We start from the raw sequence: 25,488 nt of genomic DNA, 5'->3' as shown, positions 1-25,488 counted from the left end.
AATTGCCGAGTCTTGCGTACGATTCGGCCATGAGCCGTATCGGAGAATTTCCCGACGACGACGTGGCCGGCTGGATCCTCAGGTCTCCCGAGATCGGCACCGCCATGGCCAACTACACCAACGCGGTGTACACCAAGGGGCGGTTGCCGTTGCGAGTACGCGAGCTGGCCCGGATGGTGATCGCCCTCGACAACGAATGTGTGGTGTGCCAGAACACCCGGGACTCCGACGGGGCCGCGGCGGGAGTGGACGAGGATCTCTACGATCACGCCGCCGAGTGGCGGACCTGGCCGGGTTACAGCGCGCAGGAGCGGATCGCCGCCGAGTTCGCCGAGCGCTTCGCGAGCGATCACACCGGACTCCGCGACGACGAGGACTTCTGGGACCGCGCCGCTGAGCAGTTCGATGCCGAACTGCTCACCGACCTGGCGTTGTCGTGTGCGATGTGGCTGGGTATGGGCCGGATGTTGCGGACGCTCGACATCGGCCAAACCTGCAAGATCACGCTGTAGCGCACCGCGCCTCGGCGCACAATGAGGTTGTGACGGCTGGATCATCACGACCGGCGAAACCCCTGGCTGCGGCAGCTATCGCGCAGCTGGAATCCGACGGCGTCGCGACGCTGATCGGCACGGTGGTCAGCCCGGCCGGGTTGACCCACGCGAAAACCGTTCCGCTGCGCCGGATGGGGATCTTCGCCGATCCCGGTCTGGGTGCCAGCCCGGTGTTTCACGCGTTCACCATCGACCAGACCGGTATCGCGATGAGCGAGGCCATCGGGGTGGTGGGGGATCAGCGGATCCGCATCGACCTCGGCGCGCTACGGATTCTCGGCGACGGATTGGCCTGGGCCCCAGCGGCTTTCTACAACCAGGACGGTTCTGGAGATCCGTACTGCAGCCGGGGCGTGCTGCAGCGCGTGCAGGACCGGCTGGAAGCCGCCGACCTGACCGCACTCGTGGGCCATGAGGTGGAGTTCGTACTCGTCGGGCCTGACGGGGCCCGGCTACCGTCGGTGCTGTGGGCGCAGTACGGGTTGGCCGGGGTGCTCGAGTTCGAGGGATTCGTCCGCGATGTCACCGATGCGGCCAACGGCTCCGGAGTGGGGATCGAGCAATTCCATCCCGAGTACGGGTGCAACCAGTTCGAGATCTCGCTGGCGCCGCTGCCGCCGGTGGCCGCCGCCGACCAGCTGGTACTGATGCGGATCATCGTGGCCCGGGTCGCCCGGCGCTACGGGCTGCGGGTGAGCCTTTCCCCGTTGCCATTTGCCACTGGCGTGGGTTCTGGTGCTCACCAACATTTTTCGCTGAGCCTGGCGGGTGTGCCGTTGTTCTCCGGCGGGACCGGGACGCAGGGAATGACGCCGGAAGGCGAGTCCGCGCTGGCCGGGCTGCTCGCCGGGTTGCCCGCCGCGCAGGGTGTGCTGTGCGGATCGGTGCTGTCCGGGCTGCGCATCCAGCCGGGCTACTGGGCGGGCGCCTATAACTGCTGGGGCACCGAAAATCGGGAAGCCGCCGTACGTTTCCTGATCGGCGGCCCCAGTAACCCGTATGGCGCCAACGTCGAGGTCAAGGTCATCGACCCCTCGGCCAACCCCTACCTGGCGACCGCGACCATCCTCGGGCTGGCCGAGCACGGAATCAGGCGAAGGCTGGCGCTGGGACCTGAGGTGCGGGTCGACCCGGACTCGCTGACCGACGCCCAGCGCGCCGACGACGGGATTGTGCTCCTGCCGAACCGGCAGGCCGACAACCTGGCCGCGCTGCGTTCCTCGACGCTGATCCGCGGAATCCTCGGCGACCCGGCGGTGGACGCGGTACTCGCGGTGCGCGACTACGAACAGGAGCACTTCGGCGACCTGGACGCCGAGCAACTCACCGAGCGGTTCCGGATGGCTTGGAGTTTGTGAGCCTCTGCGTCAGACCAGCCCGGTGGCGTCGAACACCCACGACATGTCGGCGGTGGCGAAGTTCTCCAGCCAGTCCGGCGGGGCGTGGTTGGCCAGGGCGCTCATGTCCCAGTAGTCCTTCCACAGCGTGACCTTACCGTTCTCGATCCGGTGCACCGTGACGAACTTCAGCACGGCGGATTCGCCGCTGGCCCAATGCCATTCCTCATGATGTTCGTACATGGCATCACGACCGTTCTCCACGAGCAGGCCCGGGAAGTTCTCGTAGGATGCCAGCGGTTCGAGACCGATCTTGAGGCGCTTGACGATGTCCTCGGGGCCCTTGGCAGCAGCGGCGGGACCCACCGGCATGTCGAGGTAGATGCAGTCGTCGGACAGGTACGTCTTGAGCGTTTCCCAGTCGCGATCCGACAGCGCTTTCCACATTCCGTGGACAGTTTCTTCAATTGATACGTCGTCAACGGACACTGGTCAGCTCACTGTCTTTGGCGGAGATCGACTGGGTCTGGTGTGCGGCCCGCAGGAACTGGCCGGTGCGCTGCTTGCCGACCAGGCCGGTCAGCTGACCGCCGGCGAAGACCGTTTGTCCGCCGACCAACACCGCGGTCACGGTCTCGTCGTTGCGATTCACCATGCGGGACAGCCCGCCATAGTGGTCGACGGTCTCCTCGGCGTAGGCATCGAGGGAGTCGTCGAGACGCTCCGGATCGATGACCACCACGTCGGCGCGGTCGCCGACGCGTAGGTGGCCGGCGTCGATCCGGTACCAGTCGGCGAGCTCACCGGTGAGCCGGTGCACGGCCTGCTCGATCGACATGAACGACGTGCCCGCCCGCTCGGCGTCACGGACATGCCGCAGCAGCCGCAGCCCCATGTTGTAGAACGCCATATTCCGCAGGTGCGCACCGGCGTCCGAGAACCCGAGCTGAATACCGGGATCGCGGGCCAGCTTCTTGAGCACCTCGGGCCGGTGGTTGGAGATCGTGGTGCGCCACCGCAGCGCGGTGCCGTGCTCGAGCACGAGATCCAGGAAGGTGTCGACGGGGTGGAGCTCGCCGCGCTCCTGACCGACCTGACCGAACGACTTGCCGACCACGGATTCATCAGGGCAGGCGACGATTTCGGCATCGAAGAAGTCCCGGTGCCAGACCCGCACCCCGAACTTGTTGTCGTAGTCCTTGCGGAACTTGCGACGGTATTCCTCGTCGCGCAGCAGTTCATTGCGCTCGACCTCATCGCGCAGGTGCAGCGCCGCCGCGCCGGAACCGAATTCCTCGAACACCACCAGATCGATACCGTCCGCGTACACCTCGAACGGCACCGGCAGGTGCTGCCACCGGAAGTTGCCGCCGAGTGCGTTGGCCACCCGGGCCAGCGGACCCATCATCCGGATCGCGTACGGGTTGGCCTTGATGTCGGCCGCCGACAGGAGGCTGGTCTTCAGGTTGTTGCGGAACAGCCCGAGTGACTGGGCCACCTGGGAGGCCAGGTTGAGCGGGTTCTGGATGTCGGGACCGGACTGCAGCACCCGGCCGGTGCGGCGCAGCATCGACTTGAGCCGGCGCAGTTCACGGGGTTTGGCGTAGGTCGACGGCAGGGTGCGGGACCGGCAGGTGTCGCCGTCGATCTTGTCGAAAAGCAGCTGCTGGGAAGACATCCCGACGAAGCCGGCGTCAAGGGCCTCTTTGAGCATCTGCTCCATCCGGGCCTGCTCGGCCGCGGTCGGCCGCTCGTCCTTACGGGTGGCGCGGTCGAGTCCCATCACCGCGGTCCGCATATCAGAATGCCCGATGAAGGCGGCCAGGTTGGGGCCCAGCGGCAGGCTCTCCAGCGCCGTCACGTATCCGTCGCAGTCGGTCCACGTCTTGTTGTCGTCCACTGCAGCGATCACCTGGTCCCGCGGGATCGCCTCGACCCGGCCGAACAGGTCGCCGGCGTCGACCCCGCCGACGTGCACGGTCGACAACGAGCAGGAACCGAGCATCGCGGTGGTCACGCCGTGGCGCAGTGACTCCGACAGCGACGGGCCGTTGAGCACCTCGACGTCGTAGTGGGTGTGGATGTCGAGCATTCCGGGCAGAACCCACTTCCCGGCGGCGTCGATGACCTGCGGGCAGTCCGTCTCGTCGAGAAACTCGGGGGAGATGGCAACCACATGCCCGTCGCGAATTCCGATGTTGCGGACTGCTGACGGGGCGCCGGTGCCGTCGAACCACCGGCCGTTGCGAATGATCGTGTCGAAGCTCACCCAGCCATAGAACAGGCCGGTAACGCCACTGTCAATGAAAATAGTGAACAGATTTGAAAAAATGTCTACTGCTCGGGTGGGATGCCTGCCCACCTGGGGTTATAGCGGGGTCCACGCGTCTGGCACGCGCCCGTCGAGGTCGCTGAACCCGTAGTGGCGGGCCAGTGCGGCCGAGCTGACGGACTGCTGGTTCCAGCGGGCCCGGTGCGGGTCGGCGGCCAGCGCGGCGATCCCGCGACCGACGAGCCGCGGCGACTCGGATTCGGCGAAGCCCGGCGGTGCGGCCGGATAGCCGTCGGTGCGGGCCAGGTCGAGGGCGCACCGCCAATTGGCCTCGGTGACGCCGTAGTTGTCGAGCATCATCTCCGAGCGCAGCCAACCCGGCGTGACGGAGACGGCGGTGGCCCCGAACGCGGCGAGCTCGTGCCCGTGGCTGAAGGCCAGTCGGTTCACCGCGGTCTTGACCAGATCGTAGAAGACCGAGAGCCGCGGGTTGGTGGCGTTGAATTCGGTTGTCCCATCGGTGACCTCGACCAGGAGCCCGCCGGGTCGGTCGGCGAGTAGCGGCAGCACACAGTGCGACGTGATCAGATGGGTGTCGAGTCCCAGCCGGAGCATCCGCAACCCGTCGTCGAGATCGTGCTGCCACATCGGCCGGCCCCAGGTGTCGGGCGGTCCCTTGAGCACCTCGGCGCCCCAGATGTCGTTGACCAGGATGTCGATGTGTCCGTAGTCGGCCTTGAGCCGTCCGGCCAGCATGCGCACCTGGGTCACATCGAGGTGGTCGACCTGTACGGCGATGCCGGACCCGCCCAGTTCCGTGACCAATTCGGCTGTTTCCTCGATGGTTTCGGGCCGGTCGTAGTCGGAGTCGCGGCTTCCGCATCGGCTGCTGCGTCCGGTGCACACGACGGTCGCACCGGCCTCGCCCAGCGCGGCGGCGATGCCCCGGCCCGCGCCCCGGGTGGCCCCGGCAACCACGGCGATGTATCCCCGCAGCGCTTCCGGGTCCGGTGTCCAGCCCATCGGATGAGTATCCCGCCGTGCGCAGTTCTAAGGCTGCGGTTCGGCATTTCGGCGCATACTGGCGGAGGTGACTCCACTGCAGCGCTACATCGCCGAGGAAATCGCAACCGATCACCTCGACGGGTTGTTGTCGCGCCGGGAGGCGCTGCGTCGACTGGGACTGTTGGGAATCGGCGCCGCCGCGGCGACCGCGCTGATCGCCGCCTGCGGGGAGGCGAAGCATGCCAACACCACCGCAACCCCCGACGCGGCTCCGAGTACCGCGCCGGCACCGGCCCAGCCGCCCGGACTGCAGGGCGCCCTGCCCACCAGCTCGGTGACTTGGACCGGCCCCGGCGGTGCGTTGCAGGGTGCCTGGGCCGCCGCGCCGGAACCCAGGGGCGCCGTTCTGGTGATCCACGAGAACAAGGGGCTCACCGACCACATCCGTTCGGTGGCCGGGCGGTTCGCCGGGGCCGGGTACTCGGCACTGGCGATCGACCTGCTCTCAGGTCAGGGCGGTACCGCCGCATTCGCCGACCCGGCCAACGCCACTGCCGCGTTGAGCAAGATCGAACCACCGGAGTTCATCGCCAACCTGAATTCGGGCATCGAAGAGGTGCAGCGGCGCGCGCCGGGCCGCAAGGTCGCCGCCGTGGGCTTCTGCATGGGGGGTGGGCTGGTCTGGCGGCTCTTGGCGGCGGGCACTCCCGCGCTGGCCGCCGCAGTGCCGTTCTACGGTCCGGCCCCCGATGACCCGGACTTCGCCGGCTCCCGCAACGTCGCGGTGCTCGCCTTCTACGGCGCCTTGGACCAGCGGGTCAACGCAACAGAACCAGTGGTACGCGCGGCGCTCGAGAAGGCCGGGATGGTGCACGAGTTGATCACCGAACCCGACGCCAACCATGCGTTCTTCAACGACACCGGTGATCGCTATCAGCCCGTTGCCGCGGCAGATGCCTGGCGCCGCATCCAGGGCTGGTTCGCGACGCACCTCGCCTGAGCCTCGCCCGGGCTTGTTCAGCGACTGTTCAGGTCTCGGTTCCAGCTGCGTTGTTGACCGCACACGCGGCCCGGTTCTGATCGTGGCATGCGGGTTGTCCAGGTAGCCAACTTCTACGGCCCGCGATCGGGAGGCCTCCGGACCGCGGTCGACCGCCTGGGCGCAGAGTATTGCGCCCTGGGCCACGAGGTGTATCTCATCGTCCCGGGTCCGCACCCGCAGCGCCATGTCCTCGCCAGTGGCGTCGTGCGGATCTCCTTGCCTGCCAGGCTCATCCCGTTCACCGGCGGCTACCGGGCGGTGCTGCCCGGTCCGGTGACGGCGTTGTTGCAGCAACTCGGTCCCGACGCCATCGAGGTGTCGGACCGGTTGACCCTGAGGTCGCTGGGCCCGTGGGGCCGTAAACACGGTGTGGCCACGGTGATGATCTCCCACGAACGCCTGGACCGGTTGGTCGGTCAGGTGCTGCCGCGGTCGGCCGCGGTCATGGTGGCCGACATCGCCAACCGTCGCACCGCGGCCAACTACGACACAGTGGTGTGCACCACGGGCTTCGCGCGTGAGGAATTCGACCGGATCGGCGCGGACAACGTCGCGACCGTGCCGCTCGGGGTGGACCTCGAGCAGTTCCACCCGAGGTGCCGGTGCGCCGAGATGCGCAGCCGCTGGGCCGCACCGCAGCAGACCCTCCTGGTGCACTGTGGCAGGTTGTCGGTGGAAAAACACGCCCACCGGAGCATCGATACGGTTGCCGCCCTGCGTGATTCGGGAGTGGATGCGCGGCTGGTGGTGGTCGGGGAGGGGCCGTTGCGGGCCCGGCTCGAACGGCAGGCCAGTGGGCTGCCGGTGGCCTTCACGGGGTACATCGGCTGCCGCGATACGGTGGCGTCGATTCTGGCCTCGGCAGATGTCGCGCTCGCACCGGGACCGCACGAGACCTTCGGCCTGGCCGCGCTGGAAGCGCTGGCCTGTGGAACTCCGGCGGTCGTGTCACGTACCTCGGCGCTGGCCGAGATCCTCACCTGCGACAGCGGGGCCACTGCCGACAACGACGCGCACGCCATCGCGCGCGCCGTCACCTCGGTGATCGGCCGCCCCGAACCGTTGCGGCGCAGCAGCGCGCGTCAGCGGGCCGAGCAGTTCACCTGGCCGCGATCCGCGGCCGGGATGCTCGATGTGTTGGGGGCGCGCTAGGCAAACCGACTTTTGCGCACGATGACGCCAGACCTGTTGTGCCGGCACACCCCGGCCCTATGTTCCCCGGGTCATGTTTACGCGCACGCTGCCTGAAGGACGGTCGAGCATGTCCGAAATCACCACAGCCCCAGAATCGTTGGGCTACCAACCGCCGCCGGCCGGCCGGCAGCTGCGCGGCAACCTCGGGGTGGCCTCGATCGTTTTCATGGTGGTGGCCGCGGCCGCACCACTGGGGGTGATCGGTGGTGTGGTGCCGTTGGGTATCGCGTCGGGCAACGGTGCCGGATTCCCCGCCACGTTCATCGCCTCCACGGTGGTGCTGCTGTTGTTCGCGGTCGGCTTCACGGCGATGACGCCGTATGTCGACGAGGCGGGCGCCTTCTTCTCTTATGTTCGTCAGTCACTCGGGTTGCCCGCAGGCATCGGTATCGCCTTCGTGGCACTGGTGAGCTACGTGGCGCTGGAGGCGGGCGTGTACGGACTGCTCGGGCCAGCCGGGGCCAGTGTCGTCGAGCTGGCCGGCGGGCCGGCTCTGCCCTGGTGGGTGTTCGCCGCGGTGGCCTTTGCCGTCACCACCTACCTCGGTTACCGCAACATCGAGCTGTCCAGCCGCCTGCTGGGCGTGCTGCTCACCGCCGAGATCGCGATCGTTCTGGTGCTCGACCTGGTGATCGTGGCCAACGGCGGCGACCACGGACTGTCCTCGGGCATCGTCAACCCGAGCGCGATCTTCTCCGGGTCATTGGGGATCGGTCTGCTTTTCGCGATCATCAGTTACGTCGGATTCGAGGCCACCGCGATCTTCCGCGACGAGGCCCGCACTCCCGAGCGGACGATTCCCCGGGCCACTTACCTGGCGCTGATCCTGATCGGGGTGTTCTACGCGGTCACCAGCTGGGCGTTGATCTCGGGTTGGGGTGACGAGCAGGCCATCGCCCGCGCCACAGACTCCGGCTCCACCTTCCTCGGCGACACCGCGCACCGGTACATCGGTGCGGCCGGCGCCGACATCATCACGGTGCTGTACTTCACCAGCCTGTTCGCCTGCATCCTGGCCTTCCACAACGTGGCGTCGCGCTACGTGTTCGCGCTGTCGCAGCGCGACGTGCTGCCCGCGCGGCTGAGCCAACCGCACGATCGGCACGGCTCACCGCATCAGGCTTCGCTGTGGATCTCCGGTGTCGTGGCGGTCAGCGTCCTGCTGGCGGTGGTGTTCGGGCTGGACCCGGCCGCCCAGTTCTACACCTGGTTCGCCGGGGCGACGACGGTCGGTGTGGTGCTGCTGATGATCGCCACCAGTGTCGCGGTCCTGGTCTACTTCGCTCGCGACCGGCACGGCCACTCACTGTGGCGAGTGCGCATCGCCCCGGGGCTCGGTCTGGCGGGTCTGCTGGGTGCGCTGGTGCTGATCCTGACCAACCTCAACGATCTGGTCGGCGGTTCCAGCGTGCTGGCCTGGGTGATCGTCGGTGTGCTCGTCGCCGCGTTCGCGGCCGGTGTGGTCACCGGTCGTCGGGTCGGGAGCACCTCATGACGGTCAACGGTGCGGCGAGGGTGCCGACGCGGACTTGAGATGTCGGATCGACGGAATCGGACACATCGGGCCCTGACGGGGCGATAATTGTCTGCGGTCAGGACGAACCTCAGGGGGCCCGGATGTCTCGACTTGCAGCGTTGGCGGTGTCGATGGTCCTGCTCGCGGGGGCGAGTGTTGCGTGCGGGCAAGCCAATTCGCCGGCCGGCCAGGGCCAGCATTCCGAAACGGTCACGACCAGCCCCGGTACATCGGTCCCGACCGGCCCCGTCATCACGATCGAGGGCATGGGATTCAGCTCCCTCGGACCCGTCGCGCCGGGCACGGAGATCACGATCATCAATAACGACGAGGTCGAGCATTCGGTGACGTCGCGGACCAAGGGGCTGTTCGACGTCCACATCGAGGGCAAGGGACGTGCGACGCTGACGGCTCCCCAGGAGCCGGGGGAGTACGCCTTCTACTGCCTCTATCACCCGGCGATGCTGGGCACGCTGACGGTGAAGTAGACCGTCAGCGGGTGGACCAGGCCACCGGCATCCGTTTGATGCCGTGAATGAACTGCGACTGCAGTCGGTCGGGTTCCTCGGTCACGACGATGTCCGGCAATTGGCGGTGCAGTTCCTCGAACGCCACGGTGATCTCACGGCGTGCCAGGTTTGCTCCGAGGCAGAAATGCGCACCGCCGCCGCCGAATCCGAGATGGGGATTGGGATGGCGGGTGACGTCGAACGTCCACGGATCGGCAAACTTCGACTCGTCCCGATTCGCCGATCCGTACCACAGCGTCACCTTGGCCCCGGCGGGCAGCGGCGTCCCGCCGAGCACCGTGTCCTGGGTGACCGTGCGGCGCATATAGCTCACCGGCGACGCCCAGCGCACGATCTCCTCCACCGCGGTGGGGGCCAATTCCTGGTACCGCGACCACCACTTCTCGCGCTGTTCGGGGAATCGGGTGAGTGTGAGCAGGCCGTGGCTGATGGCGTTGCGGGTGGTCTCGTTGCCCGCGACCACGAGCAGGATGAAGAAGGAGGCCACCTCCGCGGAGGTCAGCCGTTCGCCGTCGACCTCGGCCTGAACCAGGCTTGTCGTGAGGTCCTCGGTGGGCACCGCGCGTCGCTCATCTGCCAGCGCGGTCGCATAGGCGCCGATGTCCATCGCCACCTTGAGGAACTCGTCGAAGTCGGTGGTCAGATCGGGATCGCCGAACCCGAGGATCACGTTGGTCCAGTGGAAGATCCGTTGATGGTCCGGCTCGGGGATGCCCATCATGTCGCAGATGATCTGCAGCGGTAGGGGACCCGCGAGTTCGGTGACGAGTTCGGCGGTGCCGTCGGGATTTCTCGCCACCATGTCGGCAACCAGTCGCCGGGCCCGATCACGGACGGAATCCTCGATGAGCGCCACCACCCGCGGCGTGAATGCGCTGCGCACGATGTTGCGCAGGCGGGTGTGGCGGGGATCGTCCATCACGATCATGGAACCGAAATACTCGGCCAGTTCCACTGTCTGGTCGCCGATGGTGATTCCCGACGCGGAGCTGAAGATCTCCGGATGACGACTGGCGTGGAAGACGTCGTCGTACCTGGTCACCGCCCAGTGCCCGGGGCTTTCGGGAAAACCGCCGAGGACGCATGCCGGGTGAAACGAGATCGGGTCCTCACGTCGCAGCGCGGCGAATGCTCCGTCGCGAATGTCGTCGTCCTCGCGCCAGAACTGCCACGATCCCAGATCGATCTCCGAGCGCGGCACGTCCGGAGGAGGTGCCCCATTGACCCGCGGTGCGATACCCACCCCGCCAGGTTAGAGCCGGAGCCGACCGGAGAACGCGTAACGCTCGGATCCGTCGCGGCGATACCCCCACCGGGGTGCACGTTCCGCCGCTCGGTCCAGCGGCGAGTTGCAAGGCGTTGCGGCGCCGGGCCATTGGGGGATGGCCGGCGCCGGGGTCACGACTGTAGGAGGTCCAGGTATGAAACTGACCAGGTTCGTGGCGGCTGCGTTGACGGTCGGTGCGTTCGGAATAGGCGCTGCGGGGTTGGGGGTTCCGGTGGCGTCGGCATCGCCCGCTGTGCCGGTACCGCTCAAGCCGGGGCACGGCAACGACGACTGCTTCCCGTTCTGTGATGGCGGGCCGCCCGGCCATGACCGTGATTTCGACAATCGAGGGCGCGATTTCGGCAATCGTGGCCCTGATTTCGACCACCGCGATCACTGGGACGACAAGGGTCCCTGGTGGGCGAACAACCGGCACGACTGGTGGGATGACCGTAGAGGCCCGCCGCCGTGGGGTTGGGGCCCGCCGCCGGCGATGCACTGGAACGGCGGACCGCTGCCGCCGACCGTGAACTACTGGGGTTACAACTTGAACCCGGTGTGGGACAACGGGTTCCGGCAGTGGGGCGTGTGGCTGTTCGGCGTCTGGATCCCGATCATCGGGGTCGGCGTGGGCTGATGCCCCACCGATAGGTACCAACGGCCGCGCCGTATGCCGGTCAGCCGCTCTCGCGGGTGCGGGCGTCGCCGTCTTGATCGGAGTCATCCTGATCGTGGCGGACGATCCGGACCCGCCCGTGCGGCAGGCATGCGGCGTAGCCGTGGTACTTCCCGTACAGCTCCCACGAAGTGTGGCGTTCGTCGGGCCGGACATCGATCCGGTGGCCGTCGGAAAAACACAGGTGGAGGCTGCCGTCGTTCTCCCAATCGGCATGGGTGCAGCGTTGGCCGGCGAAATCGAACAGGGGCCGTACCTCGTTGCGGAGTGCGCGCGGATCCAGCGACACCACTTCGGGATCGTCGGCTCCGGTTGGCGGCAGCGTCAGTTCCAGCGGGACCGAGATGACCAGTTCGTTGTAGTCGTCGAGGTTGAGCACCAGGCCATCACGAAATGTGATCCGCTGGACCAAGCACCCTTGAATCCATTGTTCGCTCATTTTCTTACTCTGAACCGCAGACTGACCGGGCACAAGAGGCGCACCTTGGGTGTTACGTCCAATATGAATGGCATGGGACATCCTCGATGAAGGTCCGCTTCGGCGTGGGACTCGGCGCTGAAACCACCCCGGACGAACTGGGCGGCATCGTCGATCACCTGGAGAGTTCCGGGGTCGATTCGGTGTGGTTCTCCGAACTGGTCTACACCCCGGCAGTGGATCCGTTCGTCGGCATGGCCTACGCGCTGGCACGCACCCGGCGGCTCAAGGTCGGGACCTCGGTGGCGATCCTGCCGGGACGCCATCCGGTTCTGGTGGCCAAACAACTGGCATCTCTGGCGGCACTGGCGCCCAAGCGGGTGCTGCCCGCGTTCGGCCTGCATTCGGCACTGTCTCCCGAGCGGGACATCTTCGTCGTACCCGACGGCCGCCGGGCCGCGGTTTTCGACGAATCGCTGGACCTGCTGCGAGCAGCTCTGCGCGGCGGCGATGTGTCGTTCGAAGGGGAGTACTTCACGGTCCGCTCCGCGCAGGTTCAACCGGTACCGGCGACCCCGATCGACATCTGGCTGGGCGGGTCGGCGCCGGCGGCCCTTACCCGCATCGGCAAATTCGGCGACGGGTGGCTGGGCAGCTTCCTCACCGCCGACGAGGCGGCCGCAGCGCGCCGCCGCATCGAGGCTGAGGCGGTTGCCGCGGGCCGCACCATCGAGCCCGACCACTTCGGCATCAGCCTCGCCGTCGGGGACGGCGCGCTCCCGGCTGATCTGCTCGCCGCGGTCCGCCGCCGCAGACCAGACATCGACCCCGAGGAGCTGATCGCCGCGGACTGGCCCGATCTGCACCGCCAACTCGATCGCTACGTGGCCGCCGGCCTGACCAAGTTCGTGATCAGGGCGGCGGGTCCCGCCGACCGCGGTGCGTTCCTCGACCGGTTCGCCGCCGAACTGTTGCCGCGGCAGAACTGACGGGTGCGCAAAACTGCACACCGTTGAACTCTGATGTGCCTACCGCCGTGTCAGGGTTATGCGCACGCCGCACCTGTGCCTGCGCCCTGAGCGAAGGAGACGGTGCCATGAGGATGCGACTCGCGCGGTTGCACCTGGCGTTCACACCCGGCCTGCTGGGCCTGCTGTCCGCGGTCGCGATGGTGTTCGCACTGGTCGCGGCGCCGGCAGCGGCCGCCGACGACCGGCTGCAATTCACCGGCACCACCTTGTCGGGTGCCCCGTTCAACGGGTCGAGCCTGGCCGGGCGGCCCGCCGTCCTGTGGTTCTGGACGCCGTGGTGCCCGTTCTGCAACGCCGAGGCGCCGTCAGTGAGTCAAGTTGCGGCGGCCAACCCGCAGGTCAGCTTCGTAGGCATCGCGGCGCACTCCGATGTCGGAGCCATGCAGGGGTTCGTCGACAAGTACCACCTCAATTTCCCCAATCTCAATGACGCCGACGGGTCGATCTGGGCCCGCTACAACGTGCCCTGGCAGCCCGCCTACGTCTTCTACCGGGCCGACGGGTCATCGACGTTCGTCAACAACCCGACGTCGGCGATGCCGCAGCAGGAGCTGGCCGATCGGGTCGCGGCCCTGAAGAGCTAAGTCACCGGCGTGCCAGACAACCTGGTGGGGTTGGCGTTCGGCGCCGGACTCGTCGCGGCACTCAACCCCTGTGGGTTCGCCTTGTTGCCCGGGTACCTCGCGCTGGTGGTGCGGGGCACCTCGCCGCATGGACCGCTGCCGGCGCTGGGCCGGGCGCTGGTCGCCACCCTGGTGATGACCGCCGGATTCGTCGCGGTGTTCGGCACATTCGGGCTGCTCACGGTCGCGGCCGCGAGCACCGTCCAGCGCTACCTGCCGTACGTCACGTTGCTCATCGGTGTCATCCTGATCGTTCTCGGCGGCTGGCTGCTGGCCGGTCGCCGGCTCGGGTTGCTACTGCCCGACGCTGTGGCGGGCCACACCGGTTGGGCGCCGACCGCACGACTCGGCTCGATGGCCGGTTACGGCGTCGGGTACGCGCTCGCGTCACTGTCGTGCACCGTGGGACCGTTCCTGGCGGTCACCGGCGCAACTCTGGAATCGAATACGGCACTGCATCGGCTGGCGGTGTTCGCCGCGTACGCGGCGGGTTTCGCCCTCGTCGTCGGCGTGCTGGCCGTCGCCACGGCGCTGGCCGGCACGGTGGTGGTCGACCGGTTGCGACGCGTCATTCCCTACGTCAGCCGGATCAGCGGAGCGCTGTTGATCGTCGTCGGCGCCTACGTCGCGTACTACGGCTGGTACGAGATCCAATTATTCACTGCCGGAGGCAATCCCGAAGATCCGGTGATCGCCGCCGCCGGGCGCTTGCAGGGCACGCTCGCGGGGTGGGTGCACCGGCACGGGGCGTGGCCATGGCTGATGGCACTGGTGGCCCTGGCCGTGGCAGGAATGGTGGCGCGGACGGCGGTACGGGCGCGGTCCGCTCAGCGATCGAAATCGGACTCGTCGTCCAGCGGCACCCCGATCGCCTGATCGATCAGATCGGCTTCGGTGGCGTCGGCATCGGTTGAGATCCGTACCCGCCGCAGATCCGACATCGCGTCGTCCTCATCGTCGACACCGACCGGTATCAGTTGTTCGACGACATCGGCCTCCGGGGCGTCGTCATCGAAACCGTCATCGAAGTCGTCACCGTTGGCGTGCGTCATAATTGCCCCCTCACCGACCGGCATCGCCGTCCATACCGATTGTGCTACCCGTGAACTGGCGTTTCAACGTGAATTTCCGGCTGTTCAGCGCGCGGGCGGCCCTGCCGGGGTCTGAGTGGCGTCACGCCGCCGGGCGGCCATGCCCGCCAGCGCCTCGAACACCACCCGGTGCGCGGCGTTCACCGTGAGTTCGGCGTGGTCGTAGGCCGGGGCCACCTCGACGACGTCGACCCCGGCCACGTCGTGGGTGCGGCACAGCTCACGCACCATCCGCAGCAGGTCGGCACTGGTGATACCGCCGGGCTCCGGGGTGCCGGTGCCCGGTGCGTGCGCGGGGTCGAGAACGGCATGAGCGTCGAAGTGCACGATTCCGACGTTGCACGTATCCGTGCACGTCGGCCACCGCGGTCGCCGACGGCCAGGTGATCGAATGATCGCCGCCGAGCACCACGGGAACGATGCCGCGCGAGGCCACCGCGTGGACCCGCTCGCGGATGTTGGCGTGGGATACCTCGGTCTGACCGTATGGGCAGTACGCGTCGCCGAAATCGACCACTTCGAGCCAGTCGAAGATCTCCAAGCCGAGGTCGAGGTGGTAAGTGCCCGGTTCATAGGCCGTGGCCCGAATCGCCCGGGGACCGATCCGGGCACCTGGACGGTTCGTCGTCGAAATGTCGAACGGCGCACCGACGATCGCCACATCGGGCTGCCAGGCGTCGAGTTGGGCCGTCTCGGTCAGGATTGGGCGGTGCCCGAATGAGACCATGCCCGAGTGCGGCAGACCGAGTTGCTCGGCCATGCCGGGCGGCAACTCACGCTGCGGACCGTGATCGTGCTGATCGGCCATGAGCAGACATTACCGCCGAGGGCGGCACGGCACGCTCGGGTCGAAAGATTCATTGGCCGGCAACGGAACTGAGCGCTGCGCGAACACCTTCGGGGACTTCTCGCTTGGACCAGTCGCCGGTTGAGACGACGACGTAGACATTGCTGCCGCACACCCGGGGCTGCTCGTCACCGGCGGAGTCGGTGCCCAGCACCGTGAAGCCCAGGGTGAAGCTGGTGGTACCGATGCGCTCGCACCGCACGGCGATCCGCACCGACTCCCGCCACCGGACCGGCGCCCGGAAATCGATCTCGGTATGCACCACCTGCATGTCGAGGCCATCGGCGATCAGGTCGGCATAACTCACCCGCAGGTGGTCGAACAGCCCGGTACATGCCTCGTCGAACCAGGTGAGGTAGTGGCCGTTGAACACCACACCCTGCTGGTCGATCTCGGCGTAACGCGGAACGATGCCGAAGCTGTACTGGGTCACGTGAGCACTCCGATGCCGGCGGGTCTGCCGCTCCACGGTAACGGGAGGTGCCGCGGCCCGGACTTTCGCGGGTGCGGTCCGCAGGAGAGACTGATGTGGTGAAGCTGGTGACCCTCGACGACATCGACGCCGCGGCCCGGCGGATCGACTCCGACATCGTGCGAACCCCGCTGCTGGCGGCCGGATGGGGCGACCCCGGTCGGCCGTTGTGGCTCAAGCCCGAGAATCTGCAACCGATCGGCGCCTTCAAGATCCGCGGTGCGTTCAACGCGCTGGGCCGGCTCGATCCCGGCGTACGGGCCAGGGGAGTGGTGGCCTACTCCAGCGGTAATCATGCTCAGGCGGTGGCGTATGCGGCTGCGGCCTATGGCGTTGCCGCCCACATCGTGATGCCCGAGGAGACGCCGGTCGTGAAGGTGCAGGCCACCCGGGATCGCGGGGCGCAGGTGGTGTTGTGTGGGGCCGGGCAGCGTGAATCGGTTGCCGCCGAACTGGTCGAGCGCACCGGCGGTGTGCTGGTGCCACCGTTTGACCATCCTGACGTGATCGCCGGCCAGGGCACCATCGGGTTGGAGATCGCGCAGGATCTCCCCGACGTCGCATCCGTCTACATCCCGATCAGCGGCGGTGGCCTGGCCTCGGGTGTGGGTACCGCGGTCCGGGCGTTGTGCCCGCGGGCCAGGATATTCGGCGTCGAGCCCGAACTCGCCGCAGACACCGCGGAAAGCCTGGCCGCCGGTCACCGAGTGGACTGGTCTGTGGCGCAACGCAATCGGACCATTGCCGACGGACTGCGCTCGACACCGTCCGCATTGACGTTCGCCCATCTGCAACGTGTGATCGACGATGTCATCACCGTGACCGAGGACGAGATCTGTGCAGGAGTGCGAGAACTCGCGCATCGTGCGCACCTGGTGGCCGAACCCAGCGGTGCGGTGGCGCTGGCGGGCTACCGGAAGGCAGCGGCGCCACCGGGGCCCGCCGTCGTGATCGTCTCTGGCGGCAACATCGAGCCACCGCTGCTGGCCGAGATCCTGTCTCAGTGAACCCCTTCCATCAGCCGGCTGATCCGCGGTGACATCAGCAGAACCACGACACCGACGATGATCGCGACCGCCCCGAGTACGCCGAAGTAGGCGAACTCGTGCGCGGGATCGTAGCGCTGTGCGAGCACGCCCGACATCGCCGTACCCAGGCCGACCGAGAAGAAGAACAGCGCCATCATCTGAGCCCGGAATGCCTCTGGCGCAAGCTTTGTCGTCACCGAGAGGCCGATCGGCGACAGTAGGAGTTCAGACACCGCGAACACCACCATGATGCCGGCCACCAGTAGTGCGGGTACCACCCTGCCGGTGGACGGTGCCATCGGCAGGAACAGCAGGAAAGCCGCGCCCATGCCGATCACGCCGTAGGCGAATTTGCGCGGAGTGGTCGGTGCCCGGTTGCCCAGCCGGGTCCACAGGATCGCGAACAACGGGGAGAGCAGGATGATCCAGACGGGTTCGATCGACCCGATCCAGCTCGACGGTGCGGTCCAGCCGAAGACGGACCAGTTGACGCGTTCGTCGGAGTAGACCGCCAGCACTGTGAAGGTCTGCTGGAACAGCGACCAGAACACCGCGTTGGCGATGAACAGCGGGATGAAGGCACGGACCCGGATGCGTTCGGTTTCGGACACCTTGGCGCTGGTCAACATCACCACGAAATACACCACCGAGGCCACGACGATGACCCCGGTGGTGAACTGGGACAGGTTGGCCAGCTCGACCACGTGCATCGCGAACAGCACCGTCACGGCCACGGCCAGTGCGGCGACGACGCCGATGACCTTGCCGATTGCCCGCGGCGGCAACGGGTTTGCCACGACGCGTCCGTGGGTCCCGAGATTGCGCCGGAACAACACGTACTGCGTGAGGCCGAGCGCCATACCGACGGCCGCCGCGCCGAACCCGTAGTGGAAGCCGACCCGGGTCTGCAACAGTCCCGTAGCCAGCGGCCCGACGAAGGCGCCCAGATTGATTCCGAGGTAGAACAGGGTGAAGCCGCCGTCGGCACGCGGGTCGTTCTTGTCGTAGAGCGTGCCGAGCAGCGAGGAAGCGTTGGCCTTCAGTGCGCCGGATCCCAGGGCTACCAGCACCAGGCCGACGCCGACCCCGGACAGGCCCGGAACGACCGCGAGCGCGATGTGGCCCGCCATCACCACCACCCCGCCGTAGAACACCGTGCGTTCCATGCCCAGCACCCGATCGGCGATCCACGCGCCCAGGACGGTGGACAGGTACACCAGGCCTCCATAGGCGCCGACGATGCCGGTCGCGGTGCTCTTCGGTAACCCCAGGCCGCCGTCGGCCGCCATGTAGTACAGGTAGTAGCCGAGGATGGTGAGCATCCCGTAGAACGAGAAGCGCTCCCACAATTCCACCCCGAACAGGTTCGCCAACCCGATGGGATGGCCGAAGAGCGTGCGGTGGCGTGGTGAGTCCTGCCCTTGCTGCATGGGCCATAACCTTGCCACGGGAGCGGTCCGGTCGGTCGAAATTGACGGCGTCGGCGGCAAACCGGAACGCCGTTGTGTACTGGCGCTTCTGTGGCACAGCACATTTCGTCGCGGGTCGGATGCGGGCATCGCAGGTGCAGGGGATGGATACGATGCTGCCACCCGGTAATGTCATCGTGAAACGTTTGGGACGATGGCCACACTTTTCGGGGGTGCATGTGGAGGCGGTGCTCGGTGTTTCGTTGACACCGTCCACCGTCGGTCTGGTCCTGGTCGAGGGCAGCGAGGCTGACGGGGCGACCATCGACCACGACGCCTTCGACATTCGCGGCTATACGCCATCACGAACCGGCGAGATCTGCGCTGATGTGGTATCCGCGGTTCGGCGCGCCGAAAAGGTTGCGGCAGAACACGGTCGGCGGCTGACAACGATCGGTGTCACGTGGAGTTCGGGCGCAGGCGCCGAGGCCGCGGTGCTGCTGAAAAAGGTGGCCGAGGCCGGGTACGCCTCCGTGGTTCCGGTTCGGCTGCCGCAGGCCACGGATGCGCTCGCGCATCGCATCGCCGGCATCGTCGGATTCGACACGACCGGCGTATGCGTCCTGGAACCCGATGTCGTGCAGGCAATGACGGTCCGTGACGGCACTCCCGTGCAGACGACGGTCAGCCGGGGGATCGAGACCGTGGCAGGCCTGACCACCTGGCTGTCCGACACGTTCGACGCGGCTGATCCACGTCCCGATGCGCTCGTGGTGGTGGGCTCTGCCGTCGATCTGGACTCGGTGCTGCCGAAGCTGGAACAGGCCCTGGCGGTGCCGGTGTTCACGCCCGCCGAACCCGGATTGCCGTTGGCCCGGGGCGCCGCGCTGGCTTCGGTGCGCCGGGGCCGGACGCCGGCCGACAACGGCATGGCCCCGGCCGGGTGGCGCTGGCCCGCTACGCAATTGACCCCGCTGGCAATATTGCTCGGCGGAGTGCTGGCCTTCGGAGTGTCGCTGGCGCTGGCAGTGGGTCAGCAGCTGCTGCCGGGTTCAGAGCCGACTCCGCATCGGAGCACCCGTCCGGTGGTGAGTACGTCGGGCGACTCGGCCGTCGTGCACCAGCCGCCCGCGGCCGCCACCCCCGCGCCGTCCGAGGTGCCGCCGATGCTGGAGCCGGTGGAGGACGTCGCGCCGGAATACGTCATCGGCGAAAGTGCCACGGCCCCATCTGAGAACACCGTATTGCCGGACGGGCAGCTCGCGCCTCCCGGCTCCGAGCTGGAGCCGGTGCCACCGGAGCAGTCACCGCAGACGCCCGAGCACGTCCCCGGTGCCCCTCCGCCCGAAGCGGGACAAGAATCCCCGCCCGCAGGCCAGGCCCCGCCGACCGAGACCATGGTGTCGCCGGCACCGTCCCCGACATCGGAGGCACCTCCGCCGGCGCCGGCATCCGAGGTTCCGACGCCTCCGCCGAGTGCACCGCCAGAGGCGGCACCGATACAACAGACGGCTGCGCAGGCTCCGGCGACAGAACCTACGGCACCCATGCCGGAGCCCTTACCCTCCGAGGCTCAGTTACCTGCGCCCGATCCCGCCGCGCCCTGATCGCTGTGACGTTGCTGAGATCCGCGCGAGTTCGTCAATGCTGCGGTGAAACGTTCTGACGCATCGCGTCGATGTGTTCACCATGGGCAACTCATCGCGCTACCGCCGACACCGATTCGCCGCCGTCACGCTGCGCCTGAAAGGTACAGTCCCGGCGAGCACCTACACTGGTGGAATGCTGAGCGCCCCATCGTCGTCATTCGGAACCGTTCGAGCGTCGGTACTGAAAGTGTTTGCGGCGATCGGTGTCGCCACCTTGGCCGCGGCGAGCACGGTCAATGTCGCATCGGCTGCGGTGAGCACGCCCGAGCCTGGGGCGACGATCGAGCCTGCCGCCGGTTCGGTGGTCGGTGTCGCCATGCCGCTGACCGTGACTTTCGACAACCCGGTGACCGACCGCAGCGCGGCACAGCGCAGCTTGCAGATCAGCTCACCGCACACTCCCACAGGCACATTCACCTGGCTCAGCGATGACGTGATGCAGTGGAAGCCCGATCAGTTGTGGCCGGCTCACTCGAAGATCTCCGTGTCGGCGGGCGGCGCCAAGACCAGCTTCGAGACCGGGGCCGAGGTGCTCGGCGTCGCCGACATCGACGCTCACACGTTTACCGTCAGCATCGACGGCGCGGTGGCCCGTACCATGCCGGCCTCGATGGGCAAGCCCAAGCACCCGACACCGATCGGCACCTTCAGCGCATTGTCCAAAGAGCCTGTCGTGGTGATGGATTCGCGAACCATCGGGATTCCGCTGAGCGACCCTGAGGGGTACAAGCTGACCGTGTACGACGCGGTCCGCGTGACTTGGGGTGGTGTCTACGTGCATGGAGCCCCCTGGTCGGTGGGATCCCAGGGATATGCGAACGTCAGCCACGGCTGCATCAATTTGAGCCCTGACAACGCCGATTGGTACTTCAACACCGTGCACCTGGGTGATCCTATTGTCGTGCAGGCGTAGCCGCGTGCAGGTTCTTCGACGTCGGTGAGGCCGGCACCGTCGCCGGGTCGGGGTAGGTCCCCAGTGCGCGGTCGGCGGTTCCGGCGGTGGTGACCGTGAACCAGTAGTGCTCGTTCTTGTAGTGGTGCTGGCGGTGGTTACGCCAAACCGCGCGGTACACACGGGTTTTCGGCTTGTAGTCGCTATGGATCAGATAGTGACACCACTCGTAGGACAGACCCAGCACCGTCACGACCGACAGGAATGTCAGTCCCAGGCCGAGGCGAGGGAATGCCAGCAGCGCGACGGCCACTGCGACGGGCAGGATCCACAGCAGAGCCCGCCACGGTATGAAGATCAGCGGGATGTCGCGCGGGTCGACGTGGTGCAGGCGGTGATCACGGGCCAGCACTGAATCCAGTGTGATCCGGCCGAACCTCCTTGGCCGCCAGTGCAGTACGAGAACGTGGACGATCCATTCGAAGAACGGAAATGCCGCGAGCATCCCTGCGGGCACGAGTACATCGGTGAATTGCCAGTCCCCGGCCGCGCACCGCGCGGCGACGCTGCCGACAAGCGCGGTGCCGAGCATCCAGGGGGAGGGGTGTCTGACGAACTCCCGTGCCGCGTCACCCAATGTGAAAACGTTGCGCGTCATCGGTTTTCCTCCACTGCCTCGAGGGCGCCCATGAGCGCGTTGGTGGCCGGTTCCAGCAGGTCCTGAGCGGCCGCGCGGGCAGCCGCCGGGTCACCCGCTTCGATTGCCTCCACGATCCGCCGGTAGGCGTCCGGACGGCCGACCTCGGCGGCCATCATGGTGGCCAACGCCGGCAGCGCGGGCTCGTAGGTCTGCCGAAGGGTGTTGTACATCAAGCGGAATGCGATCGAGTCCGCTCCGTCGACAACCTGGTCCCAGAAGGTGAGCGCCTGGCGCTGCTTTTCCACCGGATCCGGTTCGGCCGCCAAGGCATCCACGGTGCGGCCGAGTTGGGCTGTGAGATCGGCCTGGGCTCGCTCGGCGGCCAGCTCGGCGACCTTGGGGCCGTTGTGCAGGCGGGTTTCCAGGATGCTGCGGACCACGCTGACGTCGAGTTCGCCTGCGCGCAACAGCAGTCGGGGCAACAGGTCGAGGCCGGCATGCTTGCGGAAGTCCCGCACTGTGGTGGAGTCGCCTTGCCGAACCTCTACCAGGCCGGCCTCGGTCAGTCGCTTGATCGCCTCGCGTACGGCCGGGCGGGACACCCCGAGCACCTCGGCCAGGCGGCGTTCGCTGGGTAGCGGTTCGCCGGGCTGCATCTCGCCGCTGAGCACTTCGGCAACGATCTGCTCGAAGACGTCCTCGGGTACGGATCGGCGGTTGACCGGTTGTAGCGCCATGCGGCCATGTTGCCTGTCCGACGGTCAGAGGTCAAGTGGTAAGACCACTGGCGATCAGCGCAGTGCGGCGGCGGTCTCGGCGTCCGCCGGCAGAAATGCCTCGATGCTCAGCTCCGCGGCGGTGAGGTCCAGCGCGGTGCCGAACGTCGTGACGGTGCTCAGGAAGGTCAGCACGGTGCCGTGAGGCGAGGTCAGTTCCAGTGGAACCACCACTCCGCCGAGATCGCGGACCGGTTCCATGCCTCCCGGGTAGGACTCGACCTCGGCGAGGAGGCCGGCCAGTTCGGCTGATCCGCTCACTGTGACCTCGCGGCGCAGCCGGCTGATCAGATGGTGGCGCCATTCCGCCAGATTTCGGATGCGCGGGGCCATGCCCTCGGGATGCAGGGTGATCCGAAGCGCATTGGGCTGGGCCAGTAGATGCGGTGCGACGCCGTCCAACATGACCGCGGTACCGGCGTTGGCCTGCAACAGGTTCCAGGTGCGATCGACGACCACGCAGGGAAACGGGTCGTAGGCGTCCAAAACCTGGGTTACGCCGTCGCGCACGGCGGTCATCTCGGGATCGTCCAGCCTGCGTTCGGCGTATACCGGTGCCAGTCCGGCGGCCAGCAGCAGTTGGTTCTGGTCTCGTAGCGGCACCTCGAGGGCTTCGGCAAGCCGCAGAACCATGGTCCGACTCGGCACCGAGCGCCCCGTCTCGATGAAGCTGAGGTGACGCGCCGACACATCGGCTTCGATGGCCAGGTCGAGTTGACTGATCCGGCGGCGCAACCGCCAGTCGCGCATCAGTGAGCCGATGGGTGTCTGGGTCGTCGCACTCGTCACCGTCCGAGTCTCACTCACACGACGCGAGATAACCACTACCTCAAGGGTAATTGCAGTGGCTACCTGATCCGCGTCACCGTGGAGTACGTCCCTACCAAGGAGGCAAGGATGTGTAAGCCACCTCAGTCGCCCCAGTCGATACCGCGTTGGCTGCACTTCGTGATGGCGGCCGACCGGGCCGGGTCGGCCGCCTACATCGGCACGGGGTTCTTCTTCGCGCCGGTGCTCGCTTTGGCGTCGCCGTGGCCCACGCTGACAACGGTGCTCTGGATCGCGATCGCGCTTGCCGGCCTGTGGCTCGGCCTACTCGGCATCGCGATGGCAACCGGTCTGGCGATCGTGCTGCGGTCGAACACCGAAATCCCGGAGGACTACTGGCGATCCATCATCGACTATCCGAGTGGCCGCGGTAATCCACCTGCCAATGCTTGATACCGTTCAGCCAGCCCGACCGCAGCCGTTCCGGCGCCGAGATCGGGGTCAGGTCGGGCATCACGTCGGCGATCGCATTGAAGATCAGGTCAATGGTCATCCTGGCGAGGTTGGCGCCGATGCAGTAGTGCGCCCCGGTGCCACCGAAACCCACGTGCGGGTTGGGATCACGCAAGATGTTGAAGCTGTACGGGTCGTCGAACACGTCCTCGTCGAAATTCGCCGAGCGGTAGAACATCACCACCCGCTGGCCCTTCTTGATCGGCACACCGGCGAGTTCGGTGTCCTCCAACGCGGTGCGCTGGAATGACGTCACCGGGGTGGCCCACCGCACGATCTCGTCAGCGGCGGTGCCGGGGCGCTCCCGCTTGAACAACTCCCATTGGTCGGGGTGATCGGCAAACGCCATCATTCCCTGGGTGATCGAGTTGCGGGTCGTCTCGTTACCCGCCACCGCGAGCAGGATGACGAAGAAACCGAACTCGTCGTCGGAGAGCTTGTGCCCCTCCACGTCGGCCTCCAGGAGCTTGGAGACCAGATCCTCGCCGGGGTTCTTCGTCCGCTCGGCCGCCATCTGCATCCCGTACATGATCAACTCGACCGAGGCGCTGATCGCATCGTTGGACGCGAACTCCGGGTCCTGGTCTCCGACCATCTGATTGGACCAGTCGAACAGTTTCTTGCGGTCCTCCTGCGGCACACCCATGAGTCCTGCGATCGCCTGCAGCGGCAGTTCGCACGACACCTGCTCGACGAAATCCCCGGAGCCTTCGGCGGCGGCCGCCTCCACGATCGCGCGGGCCCGCTCGGCCAGGTCGGCGCGCAGGCGTTCGACCGCCCGTGGTGTGAAGGCCCGCGAGATGATCTTGCGCAGGTGCGTGTGATGCGGGGCGTCCATGTTCAGCATCACGAACTTGCCCTGGTCGATCTGCTGCTGGACGGTGCCCTCCCGATAGCGCGGCAGGGCTGTCTTCTCCTGGCTGGAGAACACGTCACTGCGAAGCGACACCTCTTTGACGTCCTTGTGCTTGGTGACGACCCAGAACCCGCCGTCGTCGAACCCCCCTTGGCCCACCGGCTGTTCGTTCCACCAGATCGGAGCCAGCTTGCGCATCTCCGCGAGTTCCTCGACAGGCAGCCGTTCGGCGTAGATATCGGGATCGGTGAAGTCGAATCCGGGTGGAAGATTCAGAGTCGGCATGACGTGGGCACTCCTCGCGACGACGTTGTGTAGTGGCGTAAGCCATTGCTACACCACAGGTGGGGCCCCATGGAGTGGGTTTCGGAAACTCCGACATCGTTGGTATTGGAACGTGTTCCGATTTGTCCTCTGTAACGATTGAACGAGCGCAACGATGCACTCAGCGTTACCATCTGTCCCTGGAGCAACAGCAGGAAGGCCAACGCGATGAGTGTCGACATTCGAAGGTTCACGTCCGTCTTGGCGTGGAGTGTGTCAGGGCCAATCATCGCGTTGTCGATGGCCGCCGCGGCGGCTGCCGAGCCGGCCAACCCAGCACCCGCGCCTGCGCCGGCACCTGCTCCCGGGTTAGCGGCTCAGGCCGCGGCCGGAGATCCGGCAGCGCCGGCGGCCGCGGCCCCGGTGGGAACCCCTCACCTGGCGAGCCCGGATGCCCTGCCGCCGGGGGCGACGATGGATCCCACTGGACAGGGAGCCGAAACCCCCAATCTGAGCTACCTCAAGGATCTGTGGCACGCCGTGCAGAACCAGGAGATCAGCGGCAAGGAAGCACTGGTACTCGGGCTCGCGCAGCGCGGCATGAACACGCCCGTGCCGGGCCAGGTGCCCGGTCCGAACGTTCCGATCGCGCCACAGGCGACGGGGGAGGCACCGGTGTCCGCCGGACCGGGCGCTCCGGTTCCGTCCGTCGGCCCTGGTGGCGCCGTTGCGCCGGCCGGCCCTGGTGGTCCCGTTCCGGTAGCCGGCCCGGCCGGTCCGGTTCCGGCCCCGCCCGCGCCCCTGCCCTGACGGCCCAC

27 protein-coding genes and 1 pseudogene are annotated in these 25,488 nt (G+C 67.1%); 15 read left to right on the top strand and 13 right to left on the bottom strand.

Annotation, left to right across the window (positions count from 1 at the left end):
- The first annotated feature begins 29 nt into the window (after positions 1–29).
- Together EYZ64_RS17070 and EYZ64_RS17065 are read left to right on the top strand one after the other, a co-directional pair.
- Positions 30–512 carry a carboxymuconolactone decarboxylase family protein gene (locus EYZ64_RS17070; RefSeq protein WP_135455003.1) on the top strand — a complete coding sequence of 161 codons (483 nt, stop codon included), beginning with the start codon at positions 30–32 and terminating at the stop codon, positions 510–512.
- A 29-nt stretch (positions 513–541) separates the two neighbouring features.
- Positions 542–1,912, top strand: coding sequence for a type I glutamate--ammonia ligase (locus EYZ64_RS17065; protein ID WP_135455002.1), 1,371 nt, complete (start codon positions 542–544; stop codon positions 1,910–1,912).
- 9 nt (positions 1,913–1,921) lie between these two features.
- Here the strand turns inward: EYZ64_RS17065 and EYZ64_RS17060 are convergent, their stop codons facing one another.
- The 3 genes from EYZ64_RS17060 to EYZ64_RS17050 all read right to left on the bottom strand — a co-directional run bounded on the left by EYZ64_RS17060 (position 1,922) and on the right by EYZ64_RS17050 (position 5,186).
- Complete coding sequence (locus tag EYZ64_RS17060) at positions 1,922–2,380, bottom strand: nuclear transport factor 2 family protein (RefSeq protein ID WP_286175015.1); 459 nt, start codon at positions 2,378–2,380, stop codon at positions 1,922–1,924.
- A complete protein-coding gene (locus EYZ64_RS17055; RefSeq protein ID WP_167857864.1) occupies positions 2,370–4,160 on the bottom strand; it encodes an N-acyl-D-amino-acid deacylase family protein in 1,791 nt (596 codons plus the stop codon). The genes EYZ64_RS17060 and EYZ64_RS17055 overlap by 11 nt, the downstream gene beginning before the upstream one ends.
- A 99-nt stretch (positions 4,161–4,259) precedes the next feature.
- Positions 4,260–5,186: an SDR family oxidoreductase gene (locus tag EYZ64_RS17050; protein WP_135454998.1), complete on the bottom strand. Its 927-nt coding sequence runs from the start codon at positions 5,184–5,186 to the stop codon at positions 4,260–4,262.
- Positions 5,187–5,253: 67 nt separating this feature from the next.
- On the opposite strand from EYZ64_RS17050, the gene EYZ64_RS17045 reads away from it, so the two are divergent.
- From EYZ64_RS17045 to EYZ64_RS17030, 4 genes are all read left to right on the top strand, one after another.
- Positions 5,254–6,168 carry a dienelactone hydrolase family protein gene (locus EYZ64_RS17045; protein ID WP_135454996.1) on the top strand — a complete coding sequence of 305 codons (915 nt, stop codon included), beginning with the start codon at positions 5,254–5,256 and terminating at the stop codon, positions 6,166–6,168.
- Positions 6,169–6,255: 87 nt separating this feature from the next.
- The gene (locus EYZ64_RS17040) at positions 6,256–7,362 is read left to right on the top strand and encodes a glycosyltransferase (protein WP_135454994.1); all 1,107 of its coding nucleotides are present in this window, start codon (positions 6,256–6,258) and stop codon (positions 7,360–7,362) included.
- A 109-nt stretch (positions 7,363–7,471) separates the two neighbouring features.
- A complete protein-coding gene (locus EYZ64_RS17035) occupies positions 7,472–8,899 on the top strand; it encodes an APC family permease (protein ID WP_135454991.1) in 1,428 nt (475 codons plus the stop codon).
- 122 nt (positions 8,900–9,021) lie between these two features.
- A complete protein-coding gene (locus tag EYZ64_RS17030; protein ID WP_210115521.1) occupies positions 9,022–9,408 on the top strand; it encodes a cupredoxin domain-containing protein in 387 nt (128 codons plus the stop codon).
- Between the two features lie 4 nt (positions 9,409–9,412).
- Here EYZ64_RS17030 and EYZ64_RS17025 read toward each other — a convergent pair whose 3' ends face one another.
- The gene (locus EYZ64_RS17025; protein WP_135454990.1) at positions 9,413–10,693 is read right to left on the bottom strand and encodes a cytochrome P450; all 1,281 of its coding nucleotides are present in this window, start codon (positions 10,691–10,693) and stop codon (positions 9,413–9,415) included.
- 178 nt (positions 10,694–10,871) lie between these two features.
- Between EYZ64_RS17025 and EYZ64_RS17020 the strand changes: the two genes are divergently transcribed.
- Entirely contained in the window at positions 10,872–11,354 is a 483-nt protein-coding gene (locus EYZ64_RS17020) for a hypothetical protein (RefSeq protein ID WP_135454987.1), read from the top strand.
- A gap of 40 nt (positions 11,355–11,394) precedes the next feature.
- Here the strand turns inward: EYZ64_RS17020 and EYZ64_RS17015 are convergent, their stop codons facing one another.
- Positions 11,395–11,832 carry a DUF6188 family protein gene (locus EYZ64_RS17015; RefSeq protein ID WP_135454985.1) on the bottom strand — a complete coding sequence of 146 codons (438 nt, stop codon included), beginning with the start codon at positions 11,830–11,832 and terminating at the stop codon, positions 11,395–11,397.
- Positions 11,833–11,918: 86 nt separating this feature from the next.
- Here EYZ64_RS17015 and EYZ64_RS17010 point away from each other — a divergent pair, with 86 nt between their 5' ends.
- From EYZ64_RS17010 to EYZ64_RS17000, 3 genes are all read left to right on the top strand, one after another.
- Entirely contained in the window at positions 11,919–12,800 is an 882-nt protein-coding gene (locus tag EYZ64_RS17010) for a TIGR03854 family LLM class F420-dependent oxidoreductase (RefSeq protein WP_135454983.1), read from the top strand.
- Positions 12,801–12,907: 107 nt separating this feature from the next.
- A complete protein-coding gene (gene dsbE / locus EYZ64_RS17005) occupies positions 12,908–13,426 on the top strand; it encodes a disulfide bond-forming protein DsbE (protein ID WP_135454980.1) in 519 nt (172 codons plus the stop codon).
- A gap of 9 nt (positions 13,427–13,435) precedes the next feature.
- Positions 13,436–14,341: a cytochrome c biogenesis CcdA family protein gene (locus EYZ64_RS17000; RefSeq protein WP_135454978.1), complete on the top strand. Its 906-nt coding sequence runs from the start codon at positions 13,436–13,438 to the stop codon at positions 14,339–14,341.
- Here EYZ64_RS17000 and EYZ64_RS16995 read toward each other — a convergent pair.
- The 3 genes and pseudogenes from EYZ64_RS16995 to EYZ64_RS16985 form a co-directional block, all read right to left on the bottom strand.
- Positions 14,293–14,517, bottom strand: a complete 225-nt coding sequence (locus EYZ64_RS16995; protein WP_135454976.1) for an Rv3202a family protein — start codon at positions 14,515–14,517, stop codon at positions 14,293–14,295. The two genes, EYZ64_RS17000 and EYZ64_RS16995, sit on opposite strands and share 49 nt — an antisense overlap.
- 84 nt (positions 14,518–14,601) lie before the next feature.
- Positions 14,602–15,364 (bottom strand): annotated as a pseudogene (locus EYZ64_RS16990) (arginase family protein).
- A 49-nt stretch (positions 15,365–15,413) separates the two neighbouring features.
- Positions 15,414–15,836 carry an acyl-CoA thioesterase gene (locus EYZ64_RS16985; RefSeq protein WP_135454975.1) on the bottom strand — a complete coding sequence of 141 codons (423 nt, stop codon included), beginning with the start codon at positions 15,834–15,836 and terminating at the stop codon, positions 15,414–15,416.
- A gap of 98 nt (positions 15,837–15,934) precedes the next feature.
- Between EYZ64_RS16985 and EYZ64_RS16980 the strand changes: the two genes are divergently transcribed.
- A complete protein-coding gene (locus EYZ64_RS16980; protein ID WP_135454973.1) occupies positions 15,935–16,882 on the top strand; it encodes a threonine ammonia-lyase in 948 nt (315 codons plus the stop codon).
- On the opposite strand, the gene EYZ64_RS16975 is transcribed toward EYZ64_RS16980, so the two are convergent.
- Complete coding sequence (locus EYZ64_RS16975; RefSeq protein ID WP_135454971.1) at positions 16,876–18,333, bottom strand: peptide MFS transporter; 1,458 nt, start codon at positions 18,331–18,333, stop codon at positions 16,876–16,878. The genes EYZ64_RS16980 and EYZ64_RS16975 overlap by 7 nt on opposite strands.
- 212 nt (positions 18,334–18,545) lie before the next feature.
- Here EYZ64_RS16975 and EYZ64_RS32055 point away from each other — a divergent pair, with 212 nt between their 5' ends.
- Positions 18,546–19,919 (top strand): DUF7159 family protein, encoded by a 1,374-nt coding sequence (locus EYZ64_RS32055; protein ID WP_167857863.1) that lies wholly within the window; start codon positions 18,546–18,548, stop codon positions 19,917–19,919.
- 175 nt (positions 19,920–20,094) lie between these two features.
- A complete protein-coding gene (locus EYZ64_RS16965) occupies positions 20,095–20,874 on the top strand; it encodes a L,D-transpeptidase (RefSeq protein ID WP_135454967.1) in 780 nt (259 codons plus the stop codon).
- Here the strand turns inward: EYZ64_RS16965 and EYZ64_RS16960 are convergent.
- The 3 genes from EYZ64_RS16960 to EYZ64_RS16950 are packed head-to-tail and all read right to left on the bottom strand — an operon-like array spanning position 20,855 to position 23,019.
- On the bottom strand, positions 20,855–21,511 hold the full coding sequence (locus EYZ64_RS16960) for a sterol desaturase family protein (RefSeq protein WP_135454965.1): 657 nt from the start codon (positions 21,509–21,511) through the stop codon (positions 20,855–20,857). The genes EYZ64_RS16965 and EYZ64_RS16960 overlap by 20 nt on opposite strands.
- Positions 21,508–22,230, bottom strand: a complete 723-nt coding sequence (locus EYZ64_RS16955; protein ID WP_135454963.1) for a FadR/GntR family transcriptional regulator — start codon at positions 22,228–22,230, stop codon at positions 21,508–21,510. Before EYZ64_RS16955 ends, EYZ64_RS16960 begins: the two co-directional genes overlap by 4 nt.
- Positions 22,231–22,284: 54 nt before the next feature.
- Positions 22,285–23,019, bottom strand: a complete 735-nt coding sequence (locus EYZ64_RS16950) for a helix-turn-helix transcriptional regulator (RefSeq protein ID WP_135460074.1) — start codon at positions 23,017–23,019, stop codon at positions 22,285–22,287.
- A gap of 147 nt (positions 23,020–23,166) precedes the next feature.
- On the opposite strand from EYZ64_RS16950, the gene EYZ64_RS16945 reads away from it, so the two are divergent.
- On the top strand, positions 23,167–23,490 hold the full coding sequence (locus tag EYZ64_RS16945) for a hypothetical protein (protein ID WP_135454960.1): 324 nt from the start codon (positions 23,167–23,169) through the stop codon (positions 23,488–23,490).
- Here the strand turns inward: EYZ64_RS16945 and EYZ64_RS16940 are convergent.
- The gene (locus EYZ64_RS16940) at positions 23,444–24,691 is read right to left on the bottom strand and encodes a cytochrome P450 (RefSeq protein WP_135454958.1); all 1,248 of its coding nucleotides are present in this window, start codon (positions 24,689–24,691) and stop codon (positions 23,444–23,446) included. The genes EYZ64_RS16945 and EYZ64_RS16940 overlap by 47 nt on opposite strands.
- 252 nt (positions 24,692–24,943) lie before the next feature.
- Between EYZ64_RS16940 and EYZ64_RS16935 the strand changes: the two genes are divergently transcribed.
- On the top strand, positions 24,944–25,480 hold the full coding sequence (locus EYZ64_RS16935) for a hypothetical protein (RefSeq protein ID WP_286175009.1): 537 nt from the start codon (positions 24,944–24,946) through the stop codon (positions 25,478–25,480).
- Positions 25,481–25,488 lie beyond the last annotated feature (8 nt).

The organism is Mycobacterium sp. DL99, from assembly GCF_004762045.1.
In the GTDB taxonomy this organism is placed as follows: Bacteria; Actinomycetota; Actinomycetes; order Mycobacteriales; family Mycobacteriaceae; genus Mycobacterium.
This window is presented reverse-complemented; position numbering and strand designations above follow the sequence as displayed.

What these genes read in the sequence shown, in the direction of transcription:
- EYZ64_RS16945 (WP_135454960.1), top strand. Translation starts at nt 23,167, where the DNA reads ATGTGTAAGCCACCTCAGTCGCCCCAGTCGATACCGCGTTGGCTGCAC.
- EYZ64_RS16975 (WP_135454971.1), bottom strand. Translation starts at nt 18,333, where the DNA reads ATGCAGCAAGGGCAGGACTCACCACGCCACCGCACGCTCTTCGGCCAT.
- EYZ64_RS17035 (WP_135454991.1), top strand. Translation starts at nt 7,472, where the DNA reads ATGTCCGAAATCACCACAGCCCCAGAATCGTTGGGCTACCAACCGCCG.
- EYZ64_RS17040 (WP_135454994.1), top strand. Translation starts at nt 6,256, where the DNA reads ATGCGGGTTGTCCAGGTAGCCAACTTCTACGGCCCGCGATCGGGAGGC.
- EYZ64_RS16955 (WP_135454963.1), bottom strand. Translation starts at nt 22,230, where the DNA reads ATGGCGCTACAACCGGTCAACCGCCGATCCGTACCCGAGGACGTCTTC.
- EYZ64_RS16960 (WP_135454965.1), bottom strand. Translation starts at nt 21,511, where the DNA reads ATGACGCGCAACGTTTTCACATTGGGTGACGCGGCACGGGAGTTCGTC.
- EYZ64_RS17020 (WP_135454987.1), top strand. Translation starts at nt 10,872, where the DNA reads ATGAAACTGACCAGGTTCGTGGCGGCTGCGTTGACGGTCGGTGCGTTC.
- EYZ64_RS17010 (WP_135454983.1), top strand. Translation starts at nt 11,919, where the DNA reads ATGAAGGTCCGCTTCGGCGTGGGACTCGGCGCTGAAACCACCCCGGAC.
- EYZ64_RS16940 (WP_135454958.1), bottom strand. Translation starts at nt 24,691, where the DNA reads ATGCCGACTCTGAATCTTCCACCCGGATTCGACTTCACCGATCCCGAT.
- EYZ64_RS16950 (WP_135460074.1), bottom strand. Translation starts at nt 23,019, where the DNA reads ATGCGCGACTGGCGGTTGCGCCGCCGGATCAGTCAACTCGACCTGGCC.
- EYZ64_RS17050 (WP_135454998.1), bottom strand. Translation starts at nt 5,186, where the DNA reads ATGGGCTGGACACCGGACCCGGAAGCGCTGCGGGGATACATCGCCGTG.
- EYZ64_RS17030 (WP_210115521.1), top strand. Translation starts at nt 9,022, where the DNA reads ATGTCTCGACTTGCAGCGTTGGCGGTGTCGATGGTCCTGCTCGCGGGG.
- EYZ64_RS17070 (WP_135455003.1), top strand. Translation starts at nt 30, where the DNA reads ATGAGCCGTATCGGAGAATTTCCCGACGACGACGTGGCCGGCTGGATC.
- dsbE (WP_135454980.1), top strand. Translation starts at nt 12,908, where the DNA reads ATGAGGATGCGACTCGCGCGGTTGCACCTGGCGTTCACACCCGGCCTG.
- EYZ64_RS16965 (WP_135454967.1), top strand. Translation starts at nt 20,095, where the DNA reads ATGCTGAGCGCCCCATCGTCGTCATTCGGAACCGTTCGAGCGTCGGTA.
- EYZ64_RS17015 (WP_135454985.1), bottom strand. Translation starts at nt 11,832, where the DNA reads ATGAGCGAACAATGGATTCAAGGGTGCTTGGTCCAGCGGATCACATTT.
- EYZ64_RS16995 (WP_135454976.1), bottom strand. Translation starts at nt 14,517, where the DNA reads ATGACGCACGCCAACGGTGACGACTTCGATGACGGTTTCGATGACGAC.